Origin of the sequence: Ureibacillus suwonensis (assembly GCF_042655065.1) — a bacterium.
GTDB classification, from domain to species: Bacteria; Bacillota; Bacilli; order Bacillales_A; family Planococcaceae; genus Ureibacillus; species Ureibacillus suwonensis.
The window spans coordinates 1-11,517 of record NZ_JBHSNQ010000080.1; the positions used below are offsets into that span (position 1 = coordinate 1).

At 42.3% G+C, this 11,517-nt stretch carries 11 protein-coding genes and 1 rRNA gene; 4 read left to right on the forward strand and 8 right to left on the reverse strand.

Annotation, left to right across the window (positions count from 1 at the left end; genetic code table 11):
* Together ACFPOH_RS09560 and ACFPOH_RS09565 are read right to left on the reverse strand one after the other, a co-directional pair.
* Positions 1–121: ribosomal RNA gene (locus ACFPOH_RS09560) — 16S ribosomal RNA — on the reverse strand; the annotation flags it as partial.
* Between the two features lie 323 nt (positions 122–444).
* Positions 445–1,320: a nucleotidyltransferase-like protein gene (locus ACFPOH_RS09565; protein WP_342468564.1), complete on the reverse strand. Its 876-nt coding sequence runs from the start codon at positions 1,318–1,320 to the stop codon at positions 445–447.
* 132 nt (positions 1,321–1,452) lie between these two features.
* Between ACFPOH_RS09565 and ACFPOH_RS09570 the strand changes: the two genes are divergently transcribed.
* Positions 1,453–1,806 carry a YgzB family protein gene (locus ACFPOH_RS09570; protein WP_342468563.1) on the forward strand — a complete coding sequence of 118 codons (354 nt, stop codon included), beginning with the start codon at positions 1,453–1,455 and terminating at the stop codon, positions 1,804–1,806.
* 199 nt (positions 1,807–2,005) lie between these two features.
* Here ACFPOH_RS09570 and perR read toward each other — a convergent pair whose 3' ends face one another.
* The 3 genes from perR to bcp all read right to left on the reverse strand — a co-directional run bounded on the left by perR (position 2,006) and on the right by bcp (position 4,077).
* Positions 2,006–2,458: a peroxide-responsive transcriptional repressor PerR gene (gene perR, locus ACFPOH_RS09575; RefSeq protein WP_390309508.1), complete on the reverse strand. Its 453-nt coding sequence runs from the start codon at positions 2,456–2,458 to the stop codon at positions 2,006–2,008.
* A gap of 192 nt (positions 2,459–2,650) precedes the next feature.
* A complete protein-coding gene (locus ACFPOH_RS09580; protein WP_390309509.1) occupies positions 2,651–3,595 on the reverse strand; it encodes a D-2-hydroxyacid dehydrogenase in 945 nt (314 codons plus the stop codon).
* A 5-nt stretch (positions 3,596–3,600) separates the two neighbouring features.
* On the reverse strand, positions 3,601–4,077 hold the full coding sequence (gene bcp, locus ACFPOH_RS09585) for a thioredoxin-dependent thiol peroxidase (protein ID WP_342468560.1): 477 nt from the start codon (positions 4,075–4,077) through the stop codon (positions 3,601–3,603).
* Between the two features lie 116 nt (positions 4,078–4,193).
* Here bcp and ACFPOH_RS09590 point away from each other — a divergent pair, with 116 nt between their 5' ends.
* The 3 genes from ACFPOH_RS09590 (at position 4,194) to cysK (ending at position 7,898) form a co-directional block, all read left to right on the forward strand.
* A complete protein-coding gene (locus ACFPOH_RS09590; RefSeq protein ID WP_342580389.1) occupies positions 4,194–5,483 on the forward strand; it encodes a glutamate-1-semialdehyde 2,1-aminomutase in 1,290 nt (429 codons plus the stop codon).
* Positions 5,484–5,699: 216 nt separating this feature from the next.
* Entirely contained in the window at positions 5,700–6,791 is a 1,092-nt protein-coding gene (locus ACFPOH_RS09595) for an FUSC family protein (protein WP_342468558.1), read from the forward strand.
* A gap of 186 nt (positions 6,792–6,977) precedes the next feature.
* Positions 6,978–7,898 (forward strand): cysteine synthase A, encoded by a 921-nt coding sequence (cysK, locus tag ACFPOH_RS09600; protein WP_342468557.1) that lies wholly within the window; start codon positions 6,978–6,980, stop codon positions 7,896–7,898.
* A gap of 11 nt (positions 7,899–7,909) precedes the next feature.
* Here cysK and ACFPOH_RS09605 read toward each other — a convergent pair whose 3' ends face one another.
* The 3 genes from ACFPOH_RS09605 to ACFPOH_RS09615 form a co-directional block, all read right to left on the reverse strand.
* Positions 7,910–8,806 (reverse strand): ABC transporter permease, encoded by an 897-nt coding sequence (locus tag ACFPOH_RS09605; RefSeq protein WP_342468556.1) that lies wholly within the window; start codon positions 8,804–8,806, stop codon positions 7,910–7,912.
* A 14-nt stretch (positions 8,807–8,820) separates the two neighbouring features.
* Positions 8,821–9,825 (reverse strand): ABC transporter permease, encoded by a 1,005-nt coding sequence (locus tag ACFPOH_RS09610; protein WP_342580390.1) that lies wholly within the window; start codon positions 9,823–9,825, stop codon positions 8,821–8,823.
* A 72-nt stretch (positions 9,826–9,897) separates the two neighbouring features.
* A complete protein-coding gene (locus tag ACFPOH_RS09615; protein WP_342468554.1) occupies positions 9,898–11,487 on the reverse strand; it encodes an ABC transporter substrate-binding protein in 1,590 nt (529 codons plus the stop codon).
* Positions 11,488–11,517 lie beyond the last annotated feature (30 nt).

Genomic DNA, 11,517 nt, shown 5'->3' on the forward strand with positions numbered 1-11,517 from the left:
GTTACTCACCCGTCCGCCGCTAACCAATTAAAAAGCAAGCTTTCTAATTGGTCCGCTCGACTTGCATGTATTAGGCACGCCGCCAGCGTTCGTCCTGAGCCAGGATCAAACTCTCCATAAAAGAAAAGTTGATTAGCTCAAAAATATTGTTCAAATTTAGTTCTGTAACGAGGGTTACGAACTAAAATTTGCGCGTCTGTTGTTCAGTTCTCAAGGTTCGTTCTTTATCGCTTTTTTAACAGCGACTTTTATAATTTAACATATCTGTTTTTTTGTGTCAACAACTTTTTTATCAAGTTGCTATTTAACTATAACTTTTATCGTTTAGCGACGGTAATTATAATACAACGATCGATTATAGAATGTCAATACTTTTAGCGAAAAAATTTCGAGGAAAAATAAAACTATTTAACCTCGAAAATTTCTTATTTCAATCAAAAAATATTATTTTAAAGTATCATTGATTCTATAAAGGCGATGATCGATAGATTCATTTTTGGAATGAATTCTCTCAACAATAATATATCCTTTTTCAATTAAAAATTCAATGAAAAGCTCCAATTCTACCGAATAAAATTTAAGTTCTTGATGATTATGCAAATCTTGAATTGTCCAAAGTTCCTTTGATTGCATGATTTCCATAATGTGTTCCGAGCAAGATTGAACTTTGGAATTCATGGAAAACTCGATTGCCAAAAACAATAACTCCAATCGCTTTTCAATCGATTCTCTGCTTGTCACCAGCTCTTCATACAATTTATAAACAGAAGGTTCCAATTTTTTCACCTGTGACCAGACAGTCACTTCCGGATATAAGCCATTTTCGATAATTGATAATCTGGCCAAATATTGAAGGGACTTCACCACATGATGATACGCATCCAAATGGTCACCGCGCTGAAAAAATTCCTTCCCTTCAGTGTAGCTTCTCAATAATTTCGCAAATTGGATGCCGGCTTTGATCTTTCTCCCGTAATAAGAAAAATCCTCCAATTCCATTTTTAAATTACTCAAGTATTCATTCCGTTCAAACATCACTTTCCCATGAAAAACCCAATCTACAATTCGCCGGTTTTTTCCTATATATATCCACTTGTTCAACAATTGTTCTGTAATGACATGCATAGCGACTTTATGGTTTTCATAGCAATAGTGCTTTGTAAAAATAGGTAACTGGGCCTCTTTAACAATGATTAATAGGATCGTATCAAATGTATCTGTCAAGTTGATTTGATCTTCCCGTTTATTGACAAGAATTACTCCCAAGGTTTCAGGTTGACTGGCACGTTCTTGATAAATTGAACGCAGAATATAGTCCATGAATAGTCCTCCTATATAGCGATTACGTTAATTTCTTTCGACATCAAGAATAAGAATCCTTCTTTTTTTCTTTCTATTTCTACATTGTTCTCAGCTATGTTATATTAGAATCAAGATTAGGAGGGCACTCTGATGAAAAAAAGATATTCAAGCAAAATCAATAAAATACGTTCCTTCGCACTTGCACTCATTTTCGTCGGATTTATCGTCATGTACGGTGCCGTGTTTTTCAAAAATAACGTCGTGTTAGTGCTTATTTTTATGTGTTTGGGTTTATTATGCATCATCGCCAGCACAGTCGTATACCTTTGGATAGGAATGTTATCCACCCGGGCAGTGAAAGTTGTCTGTCCAGGCTGCGGCAAAGAGACGAAAATGCTGGGACGCGTGGATATTTGCATGCATTGCAATGAACCGTTGACTTTGGATCCGGCACTGGAAGGCAAAGAATTCAACGAAGAATACAATAGAAAATCGAAAAAATAACCATAAAATATGAGTAGGAAAATGTATTCCTACTCATTTTATTTTATGGGTTTGAAAAGAATGCCCAAGAGTTTAAAGTCCCATATTCCATATCAAATAGGTTTCGATTTGTAATCTTCCCGAGTACCAAAGGCTATGAGATTGGCCCCTCAATCAAGACATTTAAAAAACCTAGCAACCAAAGTTACTAGGATTCTTTTTACAGCACTTGCTTATTTTTTTGTTCTAGACAGTCAGGGCAAGTTCCATAAACTTCAAGGCGGTGAGAATTAACTTTATATCCAGTAACATGAGATGCAAATTGTTCGACTTCTTTTAACGCCGGATAGTGGAAGTCGGTGATTTTCCCGCAGCTTTCACAAATCATATGGTAATGATCATTTGTTACGAAATCAAAACGGCTTGCTGCATCGCCGTATGTCAATTCCTTGACCAAACCGGCCTCGCGGAATACGCGCAAGTTGTTGTATACAGTCGCAACACTCATGTTTGGAAATTTACCTTCTAATGATTTATATATCTCATCGGCAGTTGGATGCGTCATTGAATTGATCAAATATTCCAGTATAGCATGACGTTGTGGAGTAATTCTTACGCCCGTTGCCTTTAACGTGTCTAGAGCATTTTTCAACTGCAATTCAGACATCGTCATGCACCTCTTTTCAAGAATTATTAATTAATAATTGTTATAATTAGTGTAACTGAATATTTGGATATCGTCAACTTTTAAACATGCTGAAATCACATACAATAACATAATTTTCTCAAAAAATAGTCCTATATTCAATATACTTCCTGATAAAAAATAATCACTATGAAAACGTACAATTTTTCTATAAAAAATTTAATATCCCCTCAATATGTCCATCTTGTTTTCGATATCCCGTTCGCCGTTCATCCATTTTCTTAAGCTCGGTTTGAATATTTCAAAACTGCGCTCCAAATATCTGGAAGAACGGCTTGAAATATGCGGAGAAATCGTTACGTTATCCATTTCCCAAAGCTTGCTGTCCCTTGGTAGCGGCTCTTCTTCATACACATCCAACACCGCATGGAAAATTTGCTTTTCCTCCAACGCTTTGATCAAATCTTCCGTTCTGACCAAATCTCCACGGCCGAAATTCATAAAGATGCAACTGTCTTTCATTAATGTGAAGTCTTCATAAGTCAACAAATATCTTGTTTCATTTGTGCTTGGCAGAATGGAGATGACGATATCCGCTTTCGGCAACAGGTCTTTCAACTTATCGATTGTATGTGTTTCGTTCATATAAGGCGCACTTTCCCCGTTGCGGTTGAGTCCGATCGTATTGACATCAAACGCCTGAAGCATGCGCCCCACTTCTCCGCCAATAGCCCCCGGACCTAAAATCAGGGCGGTTGAACCATTTAATTCGTACAATTTGGTCTTCTGGCTCCAAATTCTTTCTTGCTGATTTTTATAAATGAATGGCAGCGCCCTTTTAATGGAAAGAAGATGTGCAAGAATCGATTCCGCCATCGGTTTTTTATGTATGCCGCGCACATTGGAAACGACAATGCCCCGTTCGGCAATGGCCCGGTGCGGCATTTTTTCAATCCCGGCGGAAGCGACAAAAATCCATTCCATTTTTTGGGCAATCTTGATTTTTTCATCATCCAAATCTTCCCCGTAAGTCACAAGCACTTCCGCTTTCGCCAATTCTTCCTCATCAATTTTTTTATGAAAAACGAAGTCAACTTCCGGAAAATCTTTTACCAATGAATCTTTCAAATCCGGTCTTGGATCAAAAGTGAAATAAACTCTCATATCTCTTACTCCCCTTCGATTTCCCTCAAATAATTCAATACTTCTTCAATATGATTTTTCACGCGGACTTTTCTCCATTCCTTGATGACAACCCCATTTTCATCAATCAGAAATGTTGAACGTTCAATCCCCATGTATTCTTTGCCATAATTTTTCTTCAACACCCAAACGCCGTATTTTTCGCATACTTCATGATTCTCATCAACCAATAAGGAGAAGGGCAAATCGTATTTTTCAATAAATTTTTGGTGCCTTTCCGCCGAATCTGTACTTACCCCCAAAATGACCGCGTTCAGGTCCGCGAAAGACTCATAATGGTCGCGGAAATCACAGGCTTCCGTTGTGCACCCTGGCGTCATATCTTTTGGATAAAAGTAAAGAACAATTTTCTTTCCTATAAAATCACTGAGGCTGACCGGTTCCCCTTTTTCATTCATAAGAGTAAATTCCGGCGCTTTTTTATTCACTAAAGATTCGCTCATGAAAATTCCTCCTTTTCGTCTATCCTACCGAACCAGGGAAAATGTTTCAAATTCTTTGGCGTAATATGCCAAAGAAGGCTAAAATAAAATTGAAATTATAAAATGGAGGCAATACAATGATTCACACAAAATCTGAAGAAATTTATCAAGAAGCGCTAAAACATATCGTGGGTGGGGTGAACAGCCCTTCCCGCTCCTATAAAGCGGTTGGCGGTGGCGCACCAGTTGTGATGGCAAAAGGAAAAGGCCCATATTTTTGGGATGTGGACGGCAACCGTTACATCGACTATTTGGCAGGATATGGACCAATCATTACAGGATTCGGCCATCCGCACATTGCGGAAGCCATCAAACTTGCGGCTGACACAGGCGTGCTTTTCGGAACTCCAACCGAGCACGAAGTAAAATTTGCTAAAATGTTGAAAGATGCGATTCCATCGTTGGATAAAGTGCGTTTTACCAACTCAGGCACAGAAGCGGTGATGACGACGGTCCGCGTAGCCCGCGCCTATACGGGACGGACAAAAATCATCAAATTTGAAGGCTGCTATCATGGACATTTCGACCAAGTATTGGTTGCAGCAGGATCCGGTCCGGCCACCCTCGGTTCACCTGACTCAGCCGGTGTTCCTCAAACCGTGGCAACAGAAGTGATTACGGTTCCTTACAACGACACAGAACACTTGCAACTCGCAATGGACAAATGGGGGGAAGAAGTGGCAGCCATCTTGGTGGAGCCGATCGTCGGAAACTTCGGTATGGTCATGCCTAAACCGGGCTTTTTGGAATATATTCATAAAGTGGCCAAAGAATACGGAGCCCTTGTGATATATGATGAAGTGATCACCGGATTCCGTTTCCATTATGGTGGAGCGCAAAATATGCTTGGTTTTACACCGGATTTGACGGCAATGGGGAAAATTATCGGCGGTGGTCTTCCAATTGGCGCTTATGGCGGCCGCAAAGAAATCATGGATACCGTCGCACCATTAGGTCCAGCCTATCAAGCGGGAACAATGGCCGGCAACCCTGCATCCATGCTTGCGGGTATTGCTTGCTTGGAAGTGCTGCAAACACCGGGGGTATATGAAGAAATGGACCGGTTAGGTGCCATGCTTGAAAAAGGCATTTTGGATGCCGCAGAAAAACATGGCATTACAATCACGGTAAATCGCATCAAAGGTGCCCTTACTGTGTACTTTACCGATCAAAAAGTGGAAAATTATAAACAAGCGGAACAATCCGACGGCGAAATGTTTGGCCGCTTCTTTAAATTGATGCTTTCAAGAGGAATCAACTTGGCTCCTTCCAAATTCGAAGCCTGGTTCTTGACAACGGAACACAAGGAACAAGATATTCTTGAAACAATCGATGCGGTGGATTACGCATTTTCACAATTGAAATGACATAACCATGTGGGATTCCGGACTCCTTTCTATTTGAACTTGTGAGGGATTCAGGAAGGCATGAAGGAATTCCATGCCAACCCTTTCCCAGGCTTCAATATTGTCTATACATTTTTCTTGGGGGACTTTTTCATAGATGAGAATTGTGTTGTTGAATCATTTGGACGGCTCACTGAATATTGAGTTTCAAATAAATTGTAAAGTGGGGGCTTCGTTATGCAGTTAGGCGCCCGAGTATTAAAAACAGGAGTCGCAATCGTTTTTGCATTATTTTTGGCGGAGCTTTTGAAGCTTCCATCACCCGTTTTCGCCGGAATCGCTGCCATCTTTGCCATTCAGCCCTCCATCTATCGTTCTTATTTGACGATTGTGGAACAAGTGCAGGGGAACCTGATTGGAGCGGTTATTGCCATTTTATTCGGGATATTTTTCGGCCACCATATTGTCGCCATCGGGATTGCAGCCATTATTGTCATCGGAATCATGCTGAAATTGAAATTGAATTCATCCCTTTCTTTGGCCCTCGTGACCCTTGTGGCCATCATGGTATATGAAAGCGGCAACTTTTTGGAATTCAGCGTCATCCGATTTGCCACGGTCATGGTCGGGGTATTCGCGGCGTTTATTGTGAATATGGTTTTCCTGCCGCCGCGGTATGAGGTTAAGTTATTCAAGCAAATCCAATCGCTTCAGGATGATATTATCCGATGGACGAGATTGGCCATTCGGGGAGCATCTGAGCATGTATCGATGAAAAACGCTTTGAACAAATTTCAAAAGCGGCTTTCCGAGATTGAATCAATGTATGTTTTATATAAGGAAGAGAGGCAATACAGCAAAAAGAAGCGCCATAGCCAGATGCGCAAACTCGTTGTGTATCGCCAAATGATCACCACAACGAAAAAAAGCTTCGAGCTGTTGGTGAGGCTTCATAAACATGAAAATGAAATCGCCCATCTGCCTGCGACCTTTAGAACGATGCTTCAAGAGAGGCTTGATTTTTTGCTCACGTATCATGAACAGCTATTGTTGAAATATACGGGGAAACTTCGGCCGGAACATTCCAAATGGACGGTGGATAAAAAACATTTAAACCGCTCGGAAGTGATGGAGCGGTTAATCGAACAAATCGCCATCGAGAAGCAGCGGGAAGGCGAAGAAGAATTTTCAAGCTACCATTTGTTCTATATTTTTTCGAGAATTCTTGATTATGAGGAAAATCTGGAGCATCTCGACACATTGATCGTCTCATTCCAAAACTTTCATGGCAAAGACCTCAACGAAGACTTGGAAGAACAGTTTTATTGATTGTTGCACATCCGGTATTCGGCAATACCCATTAACTCCGGACTTGCAAACCTGACTTGCTGAAATGAAGTGTTGAAAACAAAAAATTGCGGGCGCTTATCCAAGACTCCTATAAACCGGATGCTTGGGGAAGCTGCCCGCCTTCGTTTAAATGAACAATGAAAACACTTTGAAAGGAAGTTTATCATGAAATTATATCATTCTGTTGCAGAACTTATAGGCAATACACCCATCGTGAAATTAAATAGATTGCCTTCTCCTGAAGGGGCAAACGTATATATGAAGCTGGAATCCTTCAATCCCGGGGGAAGCGTGAAAGACCGCGCTGCCCACAACATGATTCTCCGCGCGGAACAGGAAGGAAAATTAATTCCCGGGAAAAGTACCGTCATTGAACCGACATCCGGGAATACCGGCATCGGCCTTGCCATGGTATGTGCTGTAAAAGGCTACCGATGCATCATTACAATGCCTGATAACGCAACGAAAGAACGTATTCAACTGATGCGGGCTTATGGCGCGGAAGTGCATTTGACACCGAGTCGGTTGCGGATGCAAGGGGCCATCGATGAAGCTTATCGGATCGCGGAAAAGATCCCCGATTCCTTTATACCTTTGCAATTTGAAAACGAAGCCAATTCAGATGCCCACAGAAATACAACCGCTGTTGAAATCTTGAAGGCATTTGGCGACAAATTGGATGCTTTCGTCTTAACCGCGGGAACAGGTGGCACGATTACAGGTACAGGGGAAGAGCTGAAAAAGGTGTTGCCGGATTTGAAAATTTATGTCGTCGAACCGGCCGGATCCCCGGTGCTTGCAGGCGGCCAGCCAGGACCACATAAAATCCCCGGGACAGGCCCAGGGTTCATTCCAAAAATATTAAACACTGACATTTACGATAAAATACTTCATATTAAAGATGAAGATGCCCAAAACACAGCAAGACGCCTCGCCCGTGAAGAAGGCATCCTGGTAGGTGCATCCGGTGCAAGCTCCGCCTACTTTGCCATTCAAATCGCCAAAGACTTGCCGAAAACGGCCAATGTGTTGTGTCTTGCACCTGATACTGGTGAACGGTATTTGTCTACGGATTTGTTTGAATAAACATCCAAACCTTAGTTTTTCATTTTCGGATCGAGGGCATCCCTCAATCCGTCTCCCATCAAGTTAAAGCCGAGCACGGTCAACATGATGGCAAGTCCAGGGAAAATCATTGTCCAAGGTGCATTCATCAAATAAATTCGCGCATCGGCAAGCATTTTCCCCCACTCCGGTTGCGGTGGTTCCGCTCCTAAGCCCAGGAAGCTGAGGGCCGCCGCTTCAATAATTGCAGTCGCAATCGCTAATGTACCTTGAACGATGACCGGTGCAAAAGAGTTGGGCAGCACATGCCGAAGCAATATTCTGGAATCCTTCATTCCAATGGCTTTGGCTGCTGTAATATACTCCTCTTCTTTTACACTCAACACTTTGGAACGGATCAATCTCCCAAAGTTTGGCACATTGACGATTGCAATTGCAATTAATGCATTTTGCAATGAACTTCCCAAAATGGAAACAATCGCGATTGCAAGCAGGATGCTTGGGAATGCAAGCAAAATATCAAAGAATCTTGAAATGATCGTATCCACCCAACGGCCATAATAACCGGCTATGATTCCAAGGAAACTTCCCAGAATCGCGGATAAAACAACCGCACCGAAACCGACCGTCAAAGAAATTTGCGCCCCCCATACAACCCGCGAAAAGATGTCCCTTCCAAATTCATCTGTTCCGAACCAAAATTCACTTGAAGGAGGTACTAAATGCGTACTTGGATCTCCCAATTTTTGCTCGTTGATCCCTTCAGGCGCAATTACGGGAGCAAAAAGGGCAACCAGTATGAACAATAAAACGATGATGGTTCCCGCTACAGCCGATTTGCTTCGCAGAAAAGTGCGCAAAGCTTCTTTCCAAGGAGACGACACTTTATCCTCAATTACTTCCATTTGTTTTGTTGCTACTTCTGCCATTATTTTCCCTCCTTCTAGCTGTACTTGATCCGCTTATCGATGACTGAATATAGGATATCGACAATGAAGTTAATCATGACGAATAAGAATGCCACCACCAAAATGCCCGATTGAATGACCGGATAGTCCCTGAATCCAATGGCTTCATAAATGTAGCGACCAATTCCCGGCCAGCTGAAGATTGTCTCCGTCAGGATCGCTCCTCCTAAAAGCAAACCTGTTTGCAAACCGATGACTGTTAAAATTGGAATAATTGCATTTTTTAAAGCATGCTTATAAACGACAACAAACATTTTCTGCCCCTTTGCCCGGGCAGTGCGGATATAGTCTGAACGCATCACTTCAAGCATGGAAGAACGGGTCATACGCGCAATAATCGCCATCGGAATTGTGGCAAGGGCCAATCCCGGCAGGAACAGATGCTTGACGACTGTTCCGAATTGGTCAAATCTGCCTTGAATCAATGTATCAATCAAATAAAAATGGGTAATCGCCGTGATGGGATCACGCACTTCTTCCCGTCCGGAAGTCGGAAACCATCCTAAATTGATACTGAACATCCATTGTTCCAGCAAACCAAGCCAAAACACCGGAATGGATACACCGATCAACGCAAGAACCATCGCTAAATAGTCAAACCAGGTATTTTGGAACCAGGCTGAAATAATGCCCGCATTCATTCCAATGACAACGGCGATAAACATCGCAAAAAATGCCAACTCAAAAGTTGCGGCAAGATAAGGCCATATTTCGGAAGAGATTGGCTGGTTTGTTCGGAGGGATACTCCCAAATCGCCTGTAAGCAATCCTTTCAAATAATCAAAATACTGAACATACCACGGGTTATTCAGCCCCAAACTTTCTCTCAATGCTTCGACTGTTTCTTTGTTTGCCTGTTGTCCTAAAATCACTTGGGCCGGATCCCCAGGGATTGCACGAATAATCAAAAATACGATGAAGGTCATTCCTAAAAGCACAGGGATTAGCTGCAATAATCTTCGCCCTATGTAATGAAGCATCTTCTTCCCCCCTCTACGAATGGTATAAATGCTTGGCACTCATACTAACTCGCATGAGTGCCTCGCTTGAAATTATTTCATTTCCACTTTAGATAGTACTTCTGAACCTGTTGGATGAGGTTTATAATTTGTTACACCTTTCTTCGCGGCAAGCAGCGGAGTTGAGTGTGCAAGTGGTACCCAAGGCGCATCTTCTTTGATTAACTCTTGCGCTTTTTTGTATAATTCATTGCGTTTTTCTTCGTCCACTTCAGATTGGGCTTGTACAAGCAATTTGTGGACTTCTTCGTTGGAATAGTAAGTATAGTTGTTGCTTCCGATTGTGTCTTTATCAAGCAATGTGTATAAGAAGTTGTCCGCATCTCCGTTGTCGCCTGTCCAACCTAACAAGAAGGCGTCAAATTCACCATTATTCGCCATTTCCAAGTAAGTAGCCCATTCCGCTGTTTTGATTTCAGATGGAATACCTACATCTTGCAAGTTTTTCTGAATGGCTTCCGCAACTTTTCGGCCATCCGGCATATATGGACGTGGAACCGGCATTGCCCAAAGTTCAATTGGTGTGCCATCATATCCGGCTTGAGCAAGAAGTTCTTTTGCTTTTTCCGGATTGTATTCGTAATCTTGGATTTCGTCGTTATAACCGCTGATGGATGACGGCATAGGGTTTACAGCCACTTCGGCTCTTCCTAAGAAGAATGCATCGACAATCGCTTTTTTATCAATCGCATGGTTCACAGCCTGACGAACCAATTTATTGTCAAATGGCGGACGCGTCACTGTCAGACCTAAGTAACCGACGTTCATGGACGGACGTTCAATCAATTGTAAATCTCCATTGGATTCAACAGATTTTGCATCAGATGGGTTGATGCCATCCGCCAAGTCGATATCTCCGGCAACTAATGCATTTAAGCGCGCCGAGTTGTCAGGAATCGCGCGGAAAATCACTTTATCCAATTTTGGCAATCCTTCTTGCCAATAATCCGCGAATTTTTCAAGGGTAATGGAATCATTGCGTTTCCACTCAACAAATTTGAACGGACCTGTACCTACCGGATTATCCCCAAAACTTTCACCATATTTTTCCAACGCAGCCGGCGAAGCGATACCAAACGGGAACATCGCCAAGTTTTTCAAGAATGGTGCTTGCGGTCTTGATAATTTGAATACCACTGTATGGTCATCTTCGGCGATTACTTCGCTGATGATATCTTCGCCTTCAGCTTTGAACATGGAATGGTAGTAGTAGAACTTTTCGGATGCGCCGGCTTTCCAACGCTCGAAGTTCTTCACTACCGCTTCCGCATTGAAATCTGTTCCATCATGGAATTTTACGCCTTCGCGCAATTTAAACGTATAAGTCAAACCATCATCGCTTACTTCCCAACTTTCAGCAAGCCCCGGTTGAATGGTTGTATCTTGCTCACCGAAATTTACCAATGTTTCGAATAAGTTGATTGTTACTTTTGCAGATTCCCCGTCAGTCACGATGGCTGGGTCAAGAGATACTGAATCTCCGCCGCGGCCAAACACTAATACTTGAGGAACATTTGACTTTTGATCCCCTTCGTCGTTGCCTGCCTGATCGTCATTTCCGCCACAGGCAGCCAGAACAAGCAGCAATAAAAGCAATGCTGCAGGCCAAAGTTTTTTCAACATAAAACCCCTCCTATTTTTTGATGTTCATTT

Excerpts from the sequence above, each read along its gene's own strand:
- ACFPOH_RS09565 (WP_342468564.1), bottom strand. The coding sequence starts at position 1,320 with ATGGACTATATTCTGCGTTCAATTTATCAAGAACGTGCCAGTCAACCT.
- ACFPOH_RS09570 (WP_342468563.1), top strand. The coding sequence starts at position 1,453 with ATGAAAAAAAGATATTCAAGCAAAATCAATAAAATACGTTCCTTCGCA.
- perR (WP_390309508.1), bottom strand. The coding sequence starts at position 2,458 with ATGACGATGTCTGAATTGCAGTTGAAAAATGCTCTAGACACGTTAAAG.
- ACFPOH_RS09580 (WP_390309509.1), bottom strand. The coding sequence starts at position 3,595 with ATGAGAGTTTATTTCACTTTTGATCCAAGACCGGATTTGAAAGATTCA.
- bcp (WP_342468560.1), bottom strand. The coding sequence starts at position 4,077 with ATGAGCGAATCTTTAGTGAATAAAAAAGCGCCGGAATTTACTCTTATG.
- ACFPOH_RS09590 (WP_342580389.1), top strand. The coding sequence starts at position 4,194 with ATGATTCACACAAAATCTGAAGAAATTTATCAAGAAGCGCTAAAACAT.
- ACFPOH_RS09595 (WP_342468558.1), top strand. The coding sequence starts at position 5,700 with ATGCAGTTAGGCGCCCGAGTATTAAAAACAGGAGTCGCAATCGTTTTT.
- cysK (WP_342468557.1), top strand. The coding sequence starts at position 6,978 with ATGAAATTATATCATTCTGTTGCAGAACTTATAGGCAATACACCCATC.
- ACFPOH_RS09605 (WP_342468556.1), bottom strand. The coding sequence starts at position 8,806 with ATGGCAGAAGTAGCAACAAAACAAATGGAAGTAATTGAGGATAAAGTG.
- ACFPOH_RS09610 (WP_342580390.1), bottom strand. The coding sequence starts at position 9,825 with ATGCTTCATTACATAGGGCGAAGATTATTGCAGCTAATCCCTGTGCTT.
- ACFPOH_RS09615 (WP_342468554.1), bottom strand. The coding sequence starts at position 11,487 with ATGTTGAAAAAACTTTGGCCTGCAGCATTGCTTTTATTGCTGCTTGTT.